Source organism: Paucibacter sp. DJ2R-2, from assembly GCF_025717675.1.
GTDB lineage: Bacteria > Pseudomonadota > Gammaproteobacteria > Burkholderiales > Burkholderiaceae_C > Paucibacter_A.
Genome location: NZ_JAJIRT010000001.1, coordinates 578,257 through 596,510, shown reverse-complemented (window position 1 = coordinate 596,510; position 18,254 = coordinate 578,257). Strand labels below are relative to the sequence as shown.

The following is an 18,254-nucleotide window of genomic DNA, read 5'->3' as shown; positions in this document are numbered from 1 at the left end:
CAATCATTGCGCCAGGGCTAAGGAAAGTGGCTCAAGCCCCGAGCTCTTGGCCACTGACGGTCTGTGTACTGAGGCGCTTGCTGGGAGCGGACTCCTTCGACGATGTGGAGTCGCTCTGGGCGCGCCATCGGTAGCACGGCTCCAGCGCTTGGCTTCGTCGCGGATGCGTTGCTCCAACTGTTCTGCCGAGACTTGCTGGGTTCTGCATGCAGTGTCGATCTTGGCGCCGTTTATGAAGTCCAGGTACGCCGCATTCAGTGCGCCGTCGCGCACAGTGTCCGGGCTTGAAACAAATCGCGACTCGGCCTCTTCCAACCGTGCCTGAATCTCAGAGACGGAATCGAACAAAGTGGCCAACACGAGCGCGCATGCTGCGCCGGGATAGCTGACGTGTTTGTCCTTGCTTGGACCATCCAATCTTGCGAAGTACTCACCCGGAGTCTTGGTCAGAAGATCTGGCCAGTGAAGCGCAAGCCACTCCGTCGGCACCTGCCTCGCAATAAGGTCACTCACGAGAGGGCGTCTGCCGGTTTCCGTCCACCGAAGCTCGTGTGATGTGCATCCATCGCGAATCACATGGGTGAGTGCGGCGCTGCTTCCGACAAAGTCACGTTGCAGCCAGTGGGCCAAGAGCCCGGCGTACCGACCCAAGATACTCGCAGCATCAAACGCGGTCGGTAAGGCGAGGCGCACCCCCGGGCCTTGTGCGAGCGCGTCAGTTGGACGATGACGGAATGCCTTCGGATCAAACTTGAGCAGGGCTTCGCGGTGGATCGGACACCAGTCCACGTCCGGGAGATGGTGAATCCGTCGCCAGTAGCTGGTTCGGCCATGCTTCCTGTCTTCGTTGAGGCACGCTGCACAAGTCATGGCTTCGACCTTGGAGCGCATCTGAACTCCCATTAGGTAGAGCGCTTCCGTTCGCGGCCGTCCGTCCCTTTTGTGGCTGGGGGCGAAGGCGCGTTGTGCAGGCAACGTCGTGAGCCGAAATAGCACCTGTTGAGGTGTGATGGTCAGTCCAGCGGCGATCGCTGCCTGCGTTGAGCACGGGCCGGGCAACTGTAGGTGAGCGCCCAACCCAGCAATCAGGGATTTGGCGTTGGTACAGCAATGCGCCGCACAGCACCGGCCGAGGTATCCATCCAGGAGCTCATCTTCAAACGGCGCGGGTAAGAAGGGTGCATTCACGATGTGGCCTCGTCCGTTGAAAGTGGTGGAGAGAGCAGGGCGAGAGAGCGGATGACGACGGCAAGTGCGCGAGCATGGGCCGGAGTCCCGTTCCAGACTTCTGCCAGCGCTCCGATCAGCTCTTCATTTGCGCGAACTGCATCTGCTTGCGACTTTGAAGTTGAGCCAAGTACATATATGCATATGTCTTTTGCCAGCTTTGATTGCGCTGAAGTTTTTCCGGAAAACACTCGGCTGACTTGTGATTGGCTGGCGCCAAGAGCTTTTGCAATTGAGGATTGATGTAGTCCAACTCTTCGCGCGCGCTCCGAGGCGCTCGCAATCATGGTGTTTTGCTGGTGTTCTGGCATCGGCCAAGTATGCATAAATGCATTCAACTTGGGAAGCGAGGTTTTGCCAGGAGGGCTGAGTGGTCGCGTCGCGTGCCGATGAGGCGTCTGTGCGTGAGGCCGATTGCGACCTCCCCATAGTGTTCAAAACTTCGAAGTTCGACGGACTATGATTTCGCGCAAAAGGGAGGCGATTGGTGGCAAGAAGATCAAACGAAAAGACCCGGGCAGCGCGCAAGCTGGAAGATGTAGCGCTCAAGATCCTCGGGGTGGGGGTGTTGCTCGCATTGCTGCCATTCTTCTTGAGCAAGTCGCCGCTCGAGGCTGCATTTGGCATGCTCAGACCCTTGGGCCTGGTCTTGCTGATTGGAGGTGGCGCTCTCCTGGTGATAGCCAAAAAGGCATCTCAGCCAGGAAGGCCCGAAAAGGGCGAGAGCGCGAAAGGAGTCGGCCTGCAGCAGGGCATGCGTTCCAGCGATTCGAGTTCCGCATTTAGTGCGGCTCGGGCATCTGTGCCTGTGACGGCGCAGGCTGATCTCGTCGCCGCCTCCTTTGCGGTGCCGGTTCGCCCTGATGCGTGGAGCAAGACGGTTCTTGATGTGATCGAGTGGCGCCGCTTTGAGGCGCTGGTCGAGGCCCTGTTCAAGCAGGCAGGCTTTGAAACGCAATCACAGTCGCACGGCGCTGATGGTGGTGTCGACATCTGGTTGTACTCGCGCCATCAGCCGGGCATTCCCGTTAGCTTGGTGCAGTGCAAGCACTGGCAAGGCAGGAAGGTGGGTGTCGATAAGATTCGAGAACTGCGGGGCGTGATGGCGGCTCACAACGTGAAGCGCGGCCAGTTCGCGACCACCTCCGCGTTCACCGCAGATGCTGCGGCCTTTGCTGCTGAGAACGGAGTGAATCTGCTCAGCGCAGAAAAGCTGCTCCAGCTCATAGCTTCGCGCACGCCAGAGCAGCAATCCGAGCTGCTTGATGTTGCGTTGGAGGGGGAGTATTGGTGCCCCACCTGCGTGAACTGCGGCGTCAAGATGGTTGATCGGGTGCCGCGCAACGGAGGCTCACCCTTTTGGGGATGCACTTCATATCCGAAGTGCAAGACGACGTTACCGATGCGTGCCGTATGAGTCTCGGTGTGCGGTGCGGAGCTGAATCGGGCCCCGACGCGTTGGTCGGGCAACCTTGTTTCTTTCCGAGCGTCAATGTGTCTTTGCGATGCTTTGGCGATTCAGGTTTTCTGCTTCGATGGAATCGGTGCGGATGAATATTGGAGCAGCTTTGTGATCAATGAACCACTTACCAAAGTTCTGCCGGCCATCATGCCGGCTGCCGTTGCATGGGCTGAGCAGATGGCGCTGGAAATCGCACGGTTCGGCTCACCGCTGAACGAGGCCGGCGCTAGTGTTGCCCTAAAGGTTGGAGTCGTTCGGATCGAGCGTGTCCGCATCCTTGAGGTTGACGCCATCCCCTTGCCAGATGATCCGGTTCTACTTCAGGCCGTCCGGTTGGGCGACTTCGTTGGAGAAGACAGCGTTGGCCTGGCCTTGGGCTACGGGATCTTCATCCGCAAGGGAAGTGTGGACGGACGCTTGATCGCCCACGAGCTTCGGCATGTCCACCAGTACGAGCAGGCTGGCTCGATTGCGGATTTTCTGCCGCAGTATTTGATGGATGTTGCGAAGTGCGGCTATCGAAACTCGCGCTTCGAGATCGACGCGCGTGAACATGAGGTTGCTGGGCTGATCGGCCTCTCGTAATGACTTCGCGCATGGCCGTTGGGCAGTAACGGCAAAGTGCGGCCAGACCGACGATGGGCGGTGCAACCTTGACGAGCCCATACTGGCCTTCGTGCCATTGGATTTCGACATGACGCCTGACCAACCGGACAAATCGGTCTATATGACCATCGCTGAGTTTTCAGCACAAGTTGAAGTCGCCGAAGCGCTCTTTAGCCGTTACTGGAAGCTATGTGAGAGGCACATCGGTCATGCGTTGCCGCAGCACCCGAAGGCGGGATAGACCATTAGTCGTGTGCGGGGTTTCCGCGCCAGAGGGTGGGCGAGCAAGGCAAATGGTCAATTCAGAAAGCTGTAGTTGAAGCAATTGCTCTTGCAGCGCATCTAGTTCGGTCGGGCCCACCGGGTGCCGGCTGTAATTGTCGACCGTCCTGCAACGCTGGTACTCTTGCTTACATAAAAGCCGTTCAATAGCACTTACCTGCGTGCGCCCGACCGTTGGTTCCGGCGTCCGCCGCCCTGAGTGGTGCTCGGCCGACGACAAGAACACAGTGGAGAGTTCCTGATGGCACGAGAGGTGGACCGCAGCTCGGTCGATGAATTGTTGCGCGCGGTAGCACCGTCGCGGGTTGCAGAGGCGTTGGGCATAGCGGTTGTCCGTCGCGGGGCAAATTTGCGCTGCCTATGCCCATTCCACGACGACCACGACCCGTCAATGGTTCTGTATGAGAACTGGGACACCCGTCCCCCCCACCACCATTGCTTCGTATGCGGCGCGGACGGCGACATTTTCGACATGGTGCGGCATGTGCGGCACGCATCGTTCGCAGAGGCTGCTGAATGGCTCAGAAGCACTTTCAGTATTCCGCAGCGGAAGACTCGTACCGGTCCTGGCAGCAACCAGCGAAAGGTTGGCGACCGACCAGTATGGGACGGGACGTCGCAAGCAGCATTCAAGTACGCAGCCAATGTCTATCACAGGGCAAGTGCCGATTTTGAACTCAGCGGTTGGTTGGCTTCGCGGAACCTGCCTGAGGACATCGCAAAGAAGGCTAGCCTGTCGTATGCGCGCTCCAACACCTTAACAGGGGAGGTGGTGCGCGCCTCTATCGACCCCGGGCAGGGGCGTATCGAAGAAGCGATGCTGGAGCAAATTGGACTGCTCCGTCGCGTTAAGCGCACGACGGACTCAAACCAACTCTTCGCCGGAGCGGAGCCCCGCTTTCGAGACTTCTTTTTCGATGCCCGGGTTGTTTTTCCAATCCACACGCTGGAAGGAGATGTGGTCGGCTTCGCTGGTCGCGCCGTCAAGGAGGTACAGAAAGATTCGCCCAAATACCTCTACAGCCCAGGGTTTGCGAAGAGCAAGGTCTTGTACCGGGGGAACGCCGCTCTCGAGCTGCTGAAAGGTCGGTCAAAGGCGGGCGAGCACAAAGAGATTTTCGTTTGCGAAGGCCTGGTCGACGCGCTGCGACTAGAGTCGCTAGGTCATCCGGCGGTCTCCATCCTTGGCGCACAAGCTTCCAAGGAGCAAATTGAGCAGTTGCGCCGCATTGCCGACTCCGCCGCACCGGCCGGAGACCTGCTTGTTCATATCTTCCTGGACCGAGACAAGGCAGGCGTGCGCGGCAGTGCAAAACTTGCGCTAGCTCTCGCCGAGGCTGGATTTGATGCAGATTTTGTTTGGCCGAGCAAGACCAAGCTAACAGAGCTTGGTGTTTCGACTGATGACGAGAAAGACCCGGACTCGCTCATCTCGGCGCTGGATGGAGGGTGGACCGAAGCGTTCATCCAAGACTCGATTCATCCGACCGCGTTGCCAGTAGTCGCATCCAAGCTGGAGAGCCTTTATAGCCTGGACGCGGTGCTTGACGATGACGTGTGGAGGGCCATGTCGCTCGGTGTGAGGTACAGGGCCGCGATGGGCCTCACACGAAATGCTGCAGAGGCCAGTTTTCTTCTGAATCTCGGTTTGCGTTCGAACGCGGGGTATAAGCGCGCTTGGTTTTCTGACATTGAAGCATTGCGCAGTAGTTCGAGCACTAGTGCCGGCCGGGCTCTACAAGACGAGGGTTACAGCGCAGAGTTCATTGCCGACGAGGCATCACGGCTTAACAACGCGCGTGTGTTGGCTAAGTCTGGTGCGGACCGAGGTGAAGTTCCGACTGACGAGGCCGCTTGGCGGAGGCTTGAGTCTGGGGCGACCGCGTTCAATGTCGGGTTGCGGGAGCGCCTGCAAGAGGCCACCTTTGAACCGCTGGAGCCGTTTGACGCTGTGTTTGTGGCTCGCGATTTTGACAAGCAAGAACCACGGCTCAAGACGATGCCTTGTCCAGAGGACTTGGTGCTTCAGCAGTACATGCTGTCTGAAACCTTGACAGAGAGATTCGATGTCCTGTCGGAAGAGGCCTGCTTCAGCCGCAGCATTCCCGCCGTCCGCTTCTATCGCGGACGAAGGGCGACGGTCACCACGGCAGAGAGTGGGACGCCGGGGACGGATGAACAGACGCTGAGCTTCGCCTACCAAATCGATATGGATGTGCTTGAAGGGCGGTCTAAAGCCGCCAATCAAGGCATGTTCCGTCCATACATCGAGTGCTGGCGAGAATTCATCGGAAGTTTGCGCGCTACTGCGAACGGCTTCGACGAAGTTTATGCATTGCGGCTAGACCTCAAGCGGTACTACGACCGCCTGTATAGGTCGACGGTTAGAGACGCGCTTAGGGAGCCATTCAAGGCGGCATTTGAGCGACTTGACTTGGCCGAGCGACGCGAAGAGTTCGCACCCTCTTTCAGCAATGGTCGTCAGAATCTTTCGGACTCGTTGGTTGACTGGTTCTGCGAGCAGAGTTTTGGGTACCAGTACTACCACCCCGAGACCGGGCGAATCGCCAAGTGCGAGTCGTCGATGGGGATTCCGCAAGGGCCGGTGCTGTCCGCTTGGCTTGCGACGGTGGCACTCTTCCCTTTGGACGCGGAATTGCGGAAGCTACTGAAGAGATTCAATTCCGAAAATGCACTGCCTCACGCTGGCTATGCTCGCTACGTCGACGACATATTTCTAGTTGCGGATTCCCCGCAAGTTTTGGAAGAACTGCGCGCAGCCGTTGAAGATGCGTGCACCCGGCTGCGCTTGGAAGCGATTCCCAAGGGAGACTTGGCTCCGCGTATGACCCCAGAGGAGTTCAGTGAACTTCTTACGGAGGGTAAGGCGCTTATAGGTTCTGGGCCTGCTCGCGAAATTGGTCTGCTGGAACTGGGCGACGGCGAGGCTGGATTCGAGACCTGGCAAGACCCAATCCAAAGAGCAAGCGCACTCGTGCTTCTCAGCGACCGTCGCCTGTACGAGGCAGATACCGAATCCATTCAGCGTCAAGTGTTCACTGCGCTTAACGCGCACGACTTGCGACCTGCCGAGCTATCTAAAGCTGCACGGTGGACTTGGTATGCCGTCGCGAAGGAGGGACATCAAACCTCTGAGGATGCGTGGCGCGCGTACTGGTCCATATGGAGCGAAGTTACAGAACGCCTGGCACCGCGAATGAAGGTGGAAGTGTGCCCTTGGCTTGACCCCAGCCTCTATGCTTTGGATGGTCTTGAGCAACTCCTGCGAAGTGCAAATTCCTACGACCGAAATCTGTCGTTCTTGGCTGAGTCCCAGCGGAAAGCAGCCATCGCTGCGCTTTCCAACCTAGTTGTGCTCGACGGATTCTTTACAGAGTTAGCCGCCCCTAAGGCTACACCCCCACGTGGAGCAGGGAAGGGTGTCCTCAAGCTTCGACGAATGTTTGTTCAACGAAGCGTATGTGTTCGGTGGATTGCCAGGCAGCTGCGAATTTGCCCGACCAGTGGCACGCTGTCGGACGAGCTAGGCCCACTACTTGGCCTTGCTTCGGACGAACTCAATTCGTCACTGGCGCGAGCGTGGCTGACCGATGCAGACGGCACAAGTTCGGACTTGGAAATCAAGGCCAACGTTGGAAACCGTTTGGACTATACGTCTCCATTGCGTCCGCTATTTCTCTGGCTCCACGAAGCAATTGTTCTGCTGGGACGCGATTGGGGCGCGGCCGATGACCCACTCAGCAGCATTCGGGGCAAGCTGACTGAACCTGTCTTGTTGCGGCCAGGTGCTGGCGCCTCGGAGTTCTTCGGCCTTCTTAATCTTTGGAAGCCTGACCTTGCCGAGCACGAACTAGTTATGCTTGGATTGCGGCTCGATGCGCTTGCTGCGCTACTGGCCGTTTGTCATGTTGATGGACTTATCCACTGCTTGCCCCGTCGGAAGCACCTACTCGGAGAAATTGGCGAGCCAGTGCCAGCCCTGCCTGGTATCCGTGTGGGCCATCTTGTGCTCAAGAACGCAAACCATGAGGGCACGCAGCTCAGGACCTTGACGCAGATATTCCCCGGAGGCTCTCTGCCGGCGTCAGTTGCCTATCGCATGGCGACCCCGGACGGCACGGTGTCGGTTCAGCCAGTTTGGAGTGATGTAGACCTTCCTATCGACATTGCGCGTTTGGCTGCTCGGAAAACTGCTTGGGCCGGTAGCGCCAACAAGATTCGAAAGACGCAACCGAGCAAGGTGGCTGATTTTGGATGCCTAGAACTCCAATGGGCGGCCGACTGCTTTGATGCACTGGCGCGCGTGAATCATGAGTTGGAACATGACATGGAGGACATCGGGGCCAAGGAACCGATGGAGTTTGTGCCAGCGTGGCCATTCATCAGTGCATCGCATTGGGTAGAAGATTTCGACTCTGGAGAGGCGGCATTCAGTCTCTTTGGTCCGGTCGTTCCTCGGTCGTATCTCGCGAACTTCGCATTTGCAAGAGACGGCAAGGGCCGGCTGCGCGCTCACGAAGTCCCACTCGCTGACGCCCGGCTCTGGCGCATCGGCTATGCCGTAACAGATGCCCTTGGCATGGTCGACGACCTGGAGCGTTTCCAAGCTCTTGAGCAGGATGGCAAAGCCGTCGACATCAATACCGCGCAGTATGTCCTTTCGCGGCTCCTTGGGCGCTTGCGTGGTGAAGGACATCCATCAACACCAGGGCTTCCGCATCCGACATGTGGGCATCTCACGGGGGCTACTTATCGCGCTGTTCAACTGCTACGGAGCTTTCCAACGAGCCGTGATGCAGTGGATGAGGTCCAGTTTCTATTGGCGGTTGAGACTGAGACGGCTGCCATGCGACTGCAGGCTGACGGACATAGCGACGTTGCCCGGCCAGGCGTGCTGACATCTATGCTGGCCGAAATCGCTCCAGCAGTTTTCTCACGCCTCACCGCGAAGCAACTCGGCGCCTTGCCAGAATGCGAGGTTGTCGAAGGCCCCAATGGCCCGGAACGGAGGGTCGTGACCGCGTGGCGACTCATTGACCGCCGGCTTGGCAAATTGGAGTCAGGTCTGGTGCGGGGAATTCCAGACCAGGCGCAGTCTGCTTGGACCGCACTACGGCGCTCGGTTCGTGTGGCCGCTGTGTCAGCGTGGGCGCGCGCGCTTGTTTTCGAAATGAATCTAGCAGGCGATGCGACGACTTCCACTGACGTGAATGTTCCGCCTGAGTGGGAGCTCGAGGATGCCGTGCTGGCGATTGACAGTGCGGGCATTAACATCGGAGCGCTCTTCCGTGACGCGCTGGCGCCAAAGGGGCGGCTCGGTATCGTCGCGAAGGTTACGCCACTCGGCTGGCTTGCTTTGCTAACGACGCAGTTGAACCTGTACGGCACGGACTCTAGTAAGGCTGTGCTGCCGGAGGAACACGCTGAAAAGCTGAGGCCGGCGATGACATCACTGGCCAGACAACTCGGGAGCGCATGTCCTGATGACGAGCTTGCGCATGAGAAGTGGCCCTTCGGAGCGAATTCCCACATCGACGCAGTCCTCGATGAGGACTCATTCAAAACCGGCTTAGCCCTCTTCGTAGGGATTCAGTCTGCTCTTGGCTATCGAGTCCGAACCTGCAAGTCGCACATCTGGGGCCTGCAACCACAGTCCAAATCGTTCACCGACGAAAGCGGGCGCCAGTGGCCCCACGCTCGCGGCCTCATTGAGCAAGTCGGGCGCGATAGACACGTAGAGATTGACGAAGTCGAAACCAGCCAGCGCGTGTGGACGCAAACGAACAATCGTGACGGTAAGTTGATTGGCGTTTCTGTTCTAGGTGAGACGTTCGCGAGAACGGCTGGGACGCAAGGTAAGCGGTCTCTATTTGATGGCGATGGGCTTCCGTCGAAAACGGCTTCTGAGACAGAGAATCCGGTTCGCGCCCCAATTCCCCCAAAGGAGGGCATCGCGAAGGGCACCACTAGGGAGGCCCAAGACGCGAGCAGTGTTGCCTCGACCAAGGATGAAATTGCGCCCGACAAGCCTTTGCAACCTACAGGCACAGATGGCAGCAAGGATGCCACCCTAGAAAGTGGCCTTCCTTCCGCCCCGGGCATGTTCCATGAGAAGTTCTTCAAGCGCTTGCGTGAGGTGCAGGAACGGGAATGGCGAACTCGACGAACCGCGAAGAGTGCTGGCCACGTACGGTTCGCTGTTTTCCAGTTCCGAATCGACGATTCTTACTACCACCCAATCGTCGATGCGGGATTTCCAGACAACATCGACCGTGCGTTCTGCAACGAGGTAGACATCGATTCGACCTGCGGAGCTGCTCTGGCGGAAATGGCAGGCGAGCGAGCAGGAGTTACGCCGACGCCACCAACAACATCAAGCGCACAGCGCGCAAGGGCGAGCTTGTCCAAAGAGGCGTTGGAGAACCAATGGGACCGCGCTGAATTGGTGCCTAGCTGGAATGAGCATAGAAGGCGGCGCCTAATTGACGAAGCCATTCGGGCATGCCACGAATTCAGCGTAGACGTCCTGGTTCTTCCTGAATACAGCGTTCGGCCTGACACCGTCGAGTGGCTGCGCGAGCGCCTAACAAACCTGCCGAACGCCAAGCTGTCTGTCGTCGCTGGCACATATCGCCTTCATGGGTCACCGAGAGACCTGCATTTCACAAAGAGCTTTGAGAACATCTTTGGGACGCTGGACAAGCAGAAGGTGTTCGCGACAGGCGGCAACTCGATGGAGAAGTCAGCGTACATAACGCTGCTCCAGCCAATTCAGAACGACGTACCTGGAGCTGTCGGCGTCTTCAGTCGACGGAAGAAGTTTCATTCCATGGCGATGGGTGAGTTCATCAATCCGTCCGGAGAAGACTGGGCACCACTCGCAAGCTTGGAGGGCCTTGTATCAGCCACTGAGGAGGCGCGTGCGGCCGTGAAGGCGCAGCAATTGGATGTCAGGGGAGTGACCGCTCTTGCGCAACAAATTCGTCCAGTGGAGAGGATGGCAGAGCTGATTTGCTCTGAGCTGTTTGCTTCTACGCATCCGGTGAACCACGGGACGATTCGTAGCGAGTATCGAGCCCTTCGCCAGCGGTTCGGATACGACCCCGGAGACGTGAAGTACGACCCTGTGTTCAAGGACATAGAAAATTTGACGGCGGCGCTTCAGCTTGATGGGCGGCCAGACCGTAGAACCATCTTGGTTGTGCCCGCCTGCACAACTCGCTCTGCGGACTACTGGATTTATGGTCAATCTGCCTTGCTGGCTGCCGGCCTAACCACGGTGTTCTGCGCTGCAGTCCTGACTGATGCTAAGACTGGCTTGAAAGGTGGAGGGAGTTGTGTCATCGCGAAGAGCAGTTGGTCCACTGCCCGCGAAGCGCCTGGGCACCTACTGGCGGCAACACCATACTCAGGGTGGTCGCGTGGCATCTACTACAACCGTTCGGAGGACGTCCTGACGCGCAAGGAGCAGGCGGTCGTGATTGTCGACATCGACCCCATCTATATGAACGAAGGCAAGCCACGACCGCAAGCCTTGCCGACGCCTGTCCAACTAGTTGCTCATCTTCCCGTCGTTGAAATGCTGGACGAGGCGCGTCTAGTACAAGCATATACACCAGAGAACGGCGGCTTTGTTCCTGCGTCGGCTGCTCTGGGCAGTCCAACGAAAGCGATGAAGATTCAGGAGGCTGAAACCGTCGCGAAGGCCTTTCAGCAGGTCAGTGCATTCCTGACCAAGGTAGGCCCAGCACGTCTTGTCGATTCAAGGTCTGTTCTCACCAACGGAAAAGAGCTGTTCGATGAGGCGAAGGCCATGGCAGGCTTCTTCTCAGAACCATCGGGGTGGACCAACCGGCTTGAATGCTGGAGCCGAAACTGGCGAGAGATGCCGTTCTATGGGCCACCGCCAACTTTGATTGATTGGCTTCCTGTCGACCTCAGTCCAATCGAAGGCAAGCTCCCCACCGTTTTTGTTCCCCCATGGGGTGCAGACTTTGGCGGAAGCACTTCTTCAATGTTCGACCGTGACGAAACCTAGAATTGTGTCCGTGCTTGGCGCGCGGGTAGTCTAGGCGCTCCAGAACTGTGTGCGCCACTCGCGGATAAACCCATTTGCCGAAGTTCTGCCGAGCGCCGACTGACCCCGCGAGCGACGTCGCTTGACGCTGCTCCTCGGCAAACGACGTCGGTTGGTAGGGGCAATCGAAAGTCGACGCCTCGGATCAATTTGTCGTCGGCGCCAGCAACTTTGATTGCTCAGTCAGTTCGAGCGCCTGACTCCTGGGGCCTGGGGATAAGGCCTTCAGGTCAGGGCATGCCCCCCTTACACGCCCCCCCGCTTCTTTCGAGACGCCACATTCAGTCGCCACCGAATAGGCCCAGAATCAATCGCCCATCTGTTCACTGGAGAGCATCATGAAGCAATCACACGTGCAAATAGTTAAAACCGTGGAGGCAGCGCAGCCTGTCATTGAGTGCCTACTCGAACGCCTCTCGACGGCACGATGCATTCATGATCTTGGTGATCTTTCTGTAATCCAAACGACGATCAGAACGATTGAGCAACTTCTCGGCGTAGCTGCGGAGTACGAGGATGCTCTGCGACGTCAGCTGGCACGCACGAGCGTCCGGCTCTCGACTTCGCGGACTGAGTCACATTGATCAGCTTGAATCGCCCCGGGGCGATTCAAATGGCTGCAGGCGTTGATCATTTTAATTGTGGTCACTGCGTCGTTGGCGCTGAGCTGTCTTGGGAAATTTGATATTTCTCTGGGAGTCTTGTTTGGCACTTTAGTTGGGTATATCTTCGGAAAGAAGTAGATCGCAGCCGACTGGCCAATTGTCGTTCTCGGTCGCAAGGCCCCGAAATTCTGGTTGTTAATGCCAGCATTGCGTTTGCCATTCCGCATACATTCGATGCGGTGGGGCGTTTGATGGGCTTAGTTGAATGGACATTCAAGCTATGAGCAGACTGAGGCAATACCTCCGTACGCAAGTCCAGCCATTTGATAGTGCGGCCCTGTGGTCTCCTCGGGTCGCAAAGGAAGGCGCGCTGATTGTTTTTTGGTGGGCCGCGCCGTCATTCCTGATCGTGTGGCTTGTGGCTCGATTCCGGAACTACCTACCGGCGACTTACCTTGAATCCGCAATTTCAGAGGGGATCGGACCTCATCTCTGGAACGTTGTAGGGACTCTTGGGCTTGTGCTGGTAGGCTTTGCCTTGCTGTTTCCTAGATCTAGATTTGTCGCGCGCAGTGCATATCATGTTCTTATAAATACTTATGCCATTGGCGGTTTGTCTTTCGGGTTGCTTTTTGGGCAACTCTTTTCAACGTTTACAGCTTCCACGAAGAATCTTGCCTTGTGGAAAACGTGGCTCATGGGTGCGGGTGGCGTCTTCTTGGCTATTCAAGTGCTCGCGCTGAATTTTTCTCTTTGGTACCTCGGGCACCTCATGGCCTCTCGTGAGGCGAACGATGGCTTTCTGCATCGAGTTGAACGGGTTGCCTTTCCCTTGAGGTTTTTTTCATTTCTGGTTTTTGCTACTGTTCCGGTCATTCTTCTATTCATGGAGATGTGAATATGCATGGACGGAAGTGCCCCGAGCTTGCTCCCCTAAGGTGACTTGTATTTCCTGGCTTCACCTTTTTGTGTTGTTCGTGAATCTGCGCACAGATGGGGCCATAAGCCGACTGAAAACGACGACCCGGCGCGCCACGCCGACAGAGTGATGCAATGCCTGCGATTCGCAGCAGTGAGCGTTTGGGAGAAGTTGGCATCGAGCGCCCGGTTTGCTCCAGGGGCGGCAGCTATGACAAAGCCCTGCCCGAAACGGTCAAAGGGCGCTGTTAGGCCGAGGCGATTCGCCGGTGAGGGCAAAGGGAGACCAGGCAATTCGTGGAGCTGGCGATGTTGGAATGAATAGCTTGGTTCAACCATCATCTGCTGAAGGGGCCGCAGGGACATGCCCCGTAAATGAAACTCAAAGCCAGTTGCCATCATCAACGCGCTGGTCAGGCAGCGACTGTCTGCCTTAAACCAACTGGCCTCAGCGGCACTCGGGGCGATTCAAGAGGCCATCGAGTAGGTGGTGGGCTACTTCTGCCACGCCGTGCAGGGGCTGGAAGAAAAGAAGCAGATCCTCTATCTGCTCGGCCCGGTTTAAGAGCTGGAGTGCTCTTTTGAGCGAAATTCGGCCGCAGAATGGCTGAAATAACTCAAATCAAATCAAGAACTTAGATGGGCCAGGCGACACGCTGGACAACCCGACTGCTGCGGACGGATTGCGGGGCCTTCGACGGAAGCATCCAAACAAATCAACGACTTGGAAGCCTTGCGATACATGGAAATGCGACGGATGAGGGCCTGGCGCAATTGTGCCGCAGTAGTGTTTGTTGGCCTTCGTCCCACAATGTTGTTCATGGCTGCTCCGTTATGGTTCGCAGCTGCACGGGGAACAACATGGCGGCAATCATCAAGGCACTGTTGGACAGCAAAGAGGGGAAAGCTCAGGTGTTGGATCGACTCAAGCCCTTTGGGGCTGGCCCGGTGCTGCTTGGGCTCTTCTTACTGATGTTGCCAGCAATCATCCTCAGTGTTGGGGTCGTGGCCTATGCAATGACAAAGCTCCCCTGACATGAAGATCTTTTGGACTTCTTTGTTGGAACTGGCGGCTTGCGCTTGAATCGCTCCGGCCTCTATCGCCACGCGTAGGCCGCGGGCCCACATTCCACTTCAGCGTTGACCGGCAGCTTTCTGGCGTCGAGTTCGTGGAAGTGAGAGACCGCGCCCGCAGCAATGCTGCCGTTGGCTGCGCAAGGACAGCTTCAGGCTGGTTGCAGCCGCTGGGATTCGACAGGTGAGCGGCTGCAAAGTGCCCATAGCAGAAGTTGGCACAGGCATACCGTAACCCGACACGATGATCTCCCAGCGCGCCGTCGGTGGAAGGACAGAAATTAATCACATTCGGGCGAAAAACCTGAGGCCCACAAAATACGAGGACAAACATACTGTGTCGTTAGCTGTCGGCCAGAAAAGCGGGAACTGAACCGTGGGCCGCGGCAAGCACTCGATGCGGTCTAGCGTGCATCCGCTCGGTGAGTGCTATCGCATTGGAACAAGCCGCTGAGAAGTGGCAACAGCAGAGGAGAAACCGTGGCGCTTTATCTACTTGACAAAAACATCGTCGAAGACATCAAGAAGTCGCTCAAAGGCGTGCCGACCGCAGGGGCGGCTATCGCTCGGGCTGTAGACCGCAAGGGAAACACAGTCAGCCCGTTGCTTTCGATCCTTGAGGGAAGCGTTCAAAGGTCTCAATCAGGACCTGAGTTCCATGACCAGATGATGGCCGATACTCAAGCGGTCGGGATGTTCTATCGCTTGGCGACGACGGACACCGTGTACCTGCAGGAATTCGGTGCTTCGATGGTGACTGCGCTTGCGCCACATATGCGTGAGAAGGCAGGCGAGCTTCTGCGGCTGACCATGGATCTCCAGGCGTTGGTTGTGCATCAACGTACCAAGGAAGATGCGCGCGCCGTGCTGAGGCAGATTGACGCGCTGGCCTCCGAGCATGCCGTCAATCTTTCGCATCCTCTGGTCACCTGCGCGGTCGCGTGCCTGTACGGCAGCGGGCCAGCCAGAGGCGTCCTGAAGCCAGCGGTCAATCCGACTGACGCCGGCGCCTACAACGCCGTCGCAGACATTCGCCTGGTGATGGAGGCGGCATACATACGAGGCATGAGGAAGGATCATGGGACCCGCGAAAACGTGCGGCTCTACTCTGGAGACAAGGATCTCAACGCGCTCTCGCGAATGCTGGAAGTCCGGGTGACCTCGTCATTGGCGGTGGGAGAAATCGGCCGTGAGATTGTGGGCTTCGCCTCGACCATTAGCCATATTCTGTTGCCCAGTCTGCGGGCGCATCCCAAGGAGATGGAGCGAGTGCTAGATCACCTCAGAGCCTCACGCGATGGCGAGCAGTCGATCCGGGCCTAGCCATCTGCTGGTTCGGCTCTCTGGCCGAGCCACCTAAAGCAATGGCCATGCCGTAGCTCAGGAGCCTGATGCCAAGTTCTGCATCCGGCCTGCTGCGAGTAAGCCCCGACAAGCCAACAATTTTGGCTTGAGATAGCTCCTCAAATCCTTGCCACCTATGCCCGCTGAATACAACGTCACCTTCGTTCAGGCGTACCCCACGGGTTCGCAGGCCCCCAACAGCGTCACCATCTGGCCGACGGACCCGAACTGGAACGATTTCGGCTTCGATTTTCGAACCAAGGCGAGGATTGCTGTTCCGACGGCCCTCCCGGGCGTTGATCCCAAAGAGGTCGAAACGAGGACGGTCTCACTGTTCGTCGTGCCTTGGCCTCTAGGCAAGAACTGGCGATTCGACACGTGGCTGCGGGACCGCATCGCCGGCCAGGCGGCGTTGGATTCGAACGCGGTGCGCGATCAGTTTTTCACCATCCTTGCTGACGTGAAGTCCTATCGGACGGTAGAAGACAAGAGAGTCGAAGCCGCAATGGTTCAGTTCGGCCGTTCTCTGGAGGCCGGAAGCGTCGGCCAGCAATTGCAGCAAAACTCCCTCGCCCTTGCGCATGTCTGTCGAGACTCGCTAGCTGAATCCTGGGGCGTCAAGCAATGGCGAAATCCACACTCTCAATCGCAGTAAAGCCTAACTCTTCCATCGAGGCGCCTTTCTCCCCGGCAAACCGGGTCAATCCACGCATGTCAAACGTTGAGTGGCAGCTTTCTGGAAAATCGGTAGACCTGTGCGGACGTCCGCTTCGGGCACGAAGCTGCCCTACAAGCGGCAAACACGAATGGCTGCAACCGCAGCGGAGCTGACTTTCATAGTGGCTCCAAGGACCCTAGGGGGTAGTTTTTTCCAAGCCGGATCCGGGTCAAATCGGTCGAAAATGTCGCTTCGACGGACTTAGTTTGGATCGACGTATCTAGGGCCCTTGATTTCAGGATTTCCGACGGACTTTCCAGTTAGACGCCAATGTAGATAGATCAACGACTTACGAGCGTCGATCTCGACGGACTATATTTGTTGGAGTCACCCTTTATGACTCGAAGAAGTGAAGTCTGTCGCTGCCGAATAGAGTCAATCGGGTTTTAGTGAGGAAGGGGCCGAAAGGCCTCTTCTTCATTTGGGCTGATGATTGAAGGGGTACCTGCGAAAAGGACCTCCCTAGTTATGGAGCGCAGCGTGCGCACCTGCACGCCTGCTTGCCAACCAATCGGTCGGTGCCATGCCGGTCTTGAGGACGAAAGCACGGGTCAGCGCTGAGGCACTGCCGTAGCCAACTTCGTCCGCCACATGTTTGACTTGGCGCCCTTTGCTGAGGAGGCTTTGTGCCAGGCTAATGCGCCAGCTCGACAGGTACTCGCCCGGGGCTTGCCCGACGACCTGAGTGAATTGCGCCGCGAAGCGCGCGCGCGACATGCCGGCCACGATGGCGAGCTGTTCCAGGGTCCAGGGTCTTGCTGCGTCGGTGTGAATCGCGTGCAAAGCCCGGGCCAGGCGGGGGTCGGCCAAGCCACCCAGCACGCCGACCTTCAAATAGCCTTGCGTCAGCACCTCCCTCAGCAGATGGATGAGCACCAGTTCGCTCAAGCGGTCGACGGCGGCCGCTCGCCCTTGCCGTTTGGAAAATGCTTCGTCAAACAGGAGCTGCAGGCTCATTTGCAAGCCGGCTTGTTCCTCCAGGGGCACGACCAACATGGCAGGCAGCTCCGCCATCAAGTGCTGGCCAAAGGCCGCACCACAGACCACCGATGCGCAGATCAAATCAGCGCCGTCGACCTCGGGCGCGCGCAGACGATGCGGGGTGGCGCGTGGAAAGAACAGGGCCGCCGGTGCGCTCACAGCTTGGACCGAGCCGTCCGACAACAACACCTCCAGCTGCCCTTTCCGCATCACATGCAAATGGCCCACACCTTGGCCGTCATCGAAGTTTGCGACGCCGCAAAGTTGCCCTGAGAAAAACACACGCGACCTCAGCTCGAAGCGCGTCAACAAGGTATCGATTTCGTCTGACATATGAGCCTGAACTTGCACTGCGGAGATGCGCCATCATCGGCTGACAGGCCCCTCGATGCCAAGCCGCACCCATCGCAAAAGCTCATTGCGCGGAGCGGAATAATCGCTTCGACAGCACCGCGTCGACTGACAGGGCTCCGGCACCCTGGGCCACGATCAAGGCCAGCAGGCTCATCCAACTGAGATGTGTGGGCCAGGCGTCCGGGTAGACCAAGAACTGGATCACCAAGGTCATGATGAGCAGGCCGATGGCCGCATAGCGCGCGCCCAATCCCAGGAGCAGAAGAATCGGCAGCGCATGCTCGGCCAAGGCTGCCAGTGAAGCAGCCAAAGCCGGGTCCACCCAAGGGAGCTGGTACTCCTCTGTGAACAAGGCCACGGCCGAGTCGCTGAGGGTGAACCACCCCTCGACCTTGGTCCGCCCTGAGCGCCAGAAGATGCCCGCGATGGCCAGCCGCGCTGCCAGCAAGACGAGGCTTTCGGGGAAGATGCGTCCGGCCCAGTGAACCAGAGTTTGGTGCGCATGCAGCAGCGCGGGAGGGAGAGCGTTCATGATGTGTTCCTTCTAGGTTGATGCTTGGGGTCATGGCAGTTGCCGGGGCTGAT

General features: G+C 57.9%; 12 protein-coding genes and 1 pseudogene. 9 read left to right on the top strand and 4 right to left on the bottom strand.

What is annotated here, in order from left to right:
• Positions 1-3: 3 nt before the first annotated feature.
• Positions 4-1,188: a TniQ family protein gene (locus LNV28_RS25145; RefSeq protein WP_411969890.1), complete on the bottom strand. Its 1,185-nt coding sequence runs from the start codon at positions 1,186-1,188 to the stop codon at positions 4-6.
• Positions 1,185-1,514: a helix-turn-helix domain-containing protein gene (locus LNV28_RS02650; RefSeq protein WP_263568716.1), complete on the bottom strand. Its 330-nt coding sequence runs from the start codon at positions 1,512-1,514 to the stop codon at positions 1,185-1,187. The genes LNV28_RS25145 and LNV28_RS02650 overlap by 4 nt, the downstream gene beginning before the upstream one ends.
• A 200-nt stretch (positions 1,515-1,714) precedes the next feature.
• On the opposite strand from LNV28_RS02650, the gene LNV28_RS02645 reads away from it, so the two are divergent.
• The 9 genes and pseudogenes from LNV28_RS02645 to LNV28_RS02605 all read left to right on the top strand — a co-directional run bounded on the left by LNV28_RS02645 (position 1,715) and on the right by LNV28_RS02605 (position 16,271).
• Complete coding sequence (locus LNV28_RS02645) at positions 1,715-2,644, top strand: restriction endonuclease (RefSeq protein WP_263568715.1); 930 nt, start codon at positions 1,715-1,717, stop codon at positions 2,642-2,644.
• 75 nt (positions 2,645-2,719) lie between these two features.
• Positions 2,720-3,274 (top strand): hypothetical protein, encoded by a 555-nt coding sequence (locus LNV28_RS02640; RefSeq protein ID WP_263568714.1) that lies wholly within the window; start codon positions 2,720-2,722, stop codon positions 3,272-3,274.
• Between the two features lie 109 nt (positions 3,275-3,383).
• Positions 3,384-3,536, top strand: a complete 153-nt coding sequence (locus tag LNV28_RS02635) for a hypothetical protein (protein ID WP_263568713.1) — start codon at positions 3,384-3,386, stop codon at positions 3,534-3,536.
• Between the two features lie 282 nt (positions 3,537-3,818).
• Positions 3,819-11,636 carry a CHC2 zinc finger domain-containing protein gene (locus LNV28_RS02630; RefSeq protein ID WP_263568712.1) on the top strand — a complete coding sequence of 2,606 codons (7,818 nt, stop codon included), beginning with the start codon at positions 3,819-3,821 and terminating at the stop codon, positions 11,634-11,636.
• Between the two features lie 924 nt (positions 11,637-12,560).
• Positions 12,561-13,178 carry a hypothetical protein gene (locus tag LNV28_RS02625; protein WP_263568711.1) on the top strand — a complete coding sequence of 206 codons (618 nt, stop codon included), beginning with the start codon at positions 12,561-12,563 and terminating at the stop codon, positions 13,176-13,178.
• Between the two features lie 507 nt (positions 13,179-13,685).
• Positions 13,686-13,760: pseudogene (locus LNV28_RS25140) on the top strand (hypothetical protein); the annotation flags it as partial.
• Positions 13,761-14,059: 299 nt separating this feature from the next.
• Positions 14,060-14,233: a hypothetical protein gene (locus LNV28_RS02615; RefSeq protein ID WP_263568710.1), complete on the top strand. Its 174-nt coding sequence runs from the start codon at positions 14,060-14,062 to the stop codon at positions 14,231-14,233.
• 519 nt (positions 14,234-14,752) lie between these two features.
• Positions 14,753-15,595, top strand: coding sequence for a hypothetical protein (locus LNV28_RS02610; RefSeq protein WP_263568709.1), 843 nt, complete (start codon positions 14,753-14,755; stop codon positions 15,593-15,595).
• 157 nt (positions 15,596-15,752) lie between these two features.
• Entirely contained in the window at positions 15,753-16,271 is a 519-nt protein-coding gene (locus LNV28_RS02605; protein WP_263568708.1) for a hypothetical protein, read from the top strand.
• Between the two features lie 525 nt (positions 16,272-16,796).
• Here the strand turns inward: LNV28_RS02605 and LNV28_RS02600 are convergent.
• Positions 16,797-17,648: an AraC family transcriptional regulator gene (locus tag LNV28_RS02600; RefSeq protein WP_263516630.1), complete on the bottom strand. Its 852-nt coding sequence runs from the start codon at positions 17,646-17,648 to the stop codon at positions 16,797-16,799.
• 82 nt (positions 17,649-17,730) lie between these two features.
• Positions 17,731-18,201 carry a DoxX family protein gene (locus LNV28_RS02595; protein ID WP_263516631.1) on the bottom strand — a complete coding sequence of 157 codons (471 nt, stop codon included), beginning with the start codon at positions 18,199-18,201 and terminating at the stop codon, positions 17,731-17,733.
• Positions 18,202-18,254 lie beyond the last annotated feature (53 nt).

What these genes read in the sequence shown, in the direction of transcription:
- LNV28_RS02650 (WP_263568716.1), bottom strand. Translation starts at nt 1,514, where the DNA reads ATGATTGCGAGCGCCTCGGAGCGCGCGCGAAGAGTTGGACTACATCAA.
- LNV28_RS02640 (WP_263568714.1), top strand. Translation starts at nt 2,720, where the DNA reads ATGTGTCTTTGCGATGCTTTGGCGATTCAGGTTTTCTGCTTCGATGGA.
- LNV28_RS02635 (WP_263568713.1), top strand. Translation starts at nt 3,384, where the DNA reads ATGACGCCTGACCAACCGGACAAATCGGTCTATATGACCATCGCTGAG.
- LNV28_RS02630 (WP_263568712.1), top strand. Translation starts at nt 3,819, where the DNA reads ATGGCACGAGAGGTGGACCGCAGCTCGGTCGATGAATTGTTGCGCGCG.
- LNV28_RS02625 (WP_263568711.1), top strand. Translation starts at nt 12,561, where the DNA reads ATGAGCAGACTGAGGCAATACCTCCGTACGCAAGTCCAGCCATTTGAT.
- LNV28_RS02615 (WP_263568710.1), top strand. Translation starts at nt 14,060, where the DNA reads ATGGCGGCAATCATCAAGGCACTGTTGGACAGCAAAGAGGGGAAAGCT.
- LNV28_RS02605 (WP_263568708.1), top strand. Translation starts at nt 15,753, where the DNA reads ATGCCCGCTGAATACAACGTCACCTTCGTTCAGGCGTACCCCACGGGT.
- LNV28_RS02600 (WP_263516630.1), bottom strand. Translation starts at nt 17,648, where the DNA reads ATGTCAGACGAAATCGATACCTTGTTGACGCGCTTCGAGCTGAGGTCG.
- LNV28_RS02595 (WP_263516631.1), bottom strand. Translation starts at nt 18,201, where the DNA reads ATGAACGCTCTCCCTCCCGCGCTGCTGCATGCGCACCAAACTCTGGTT.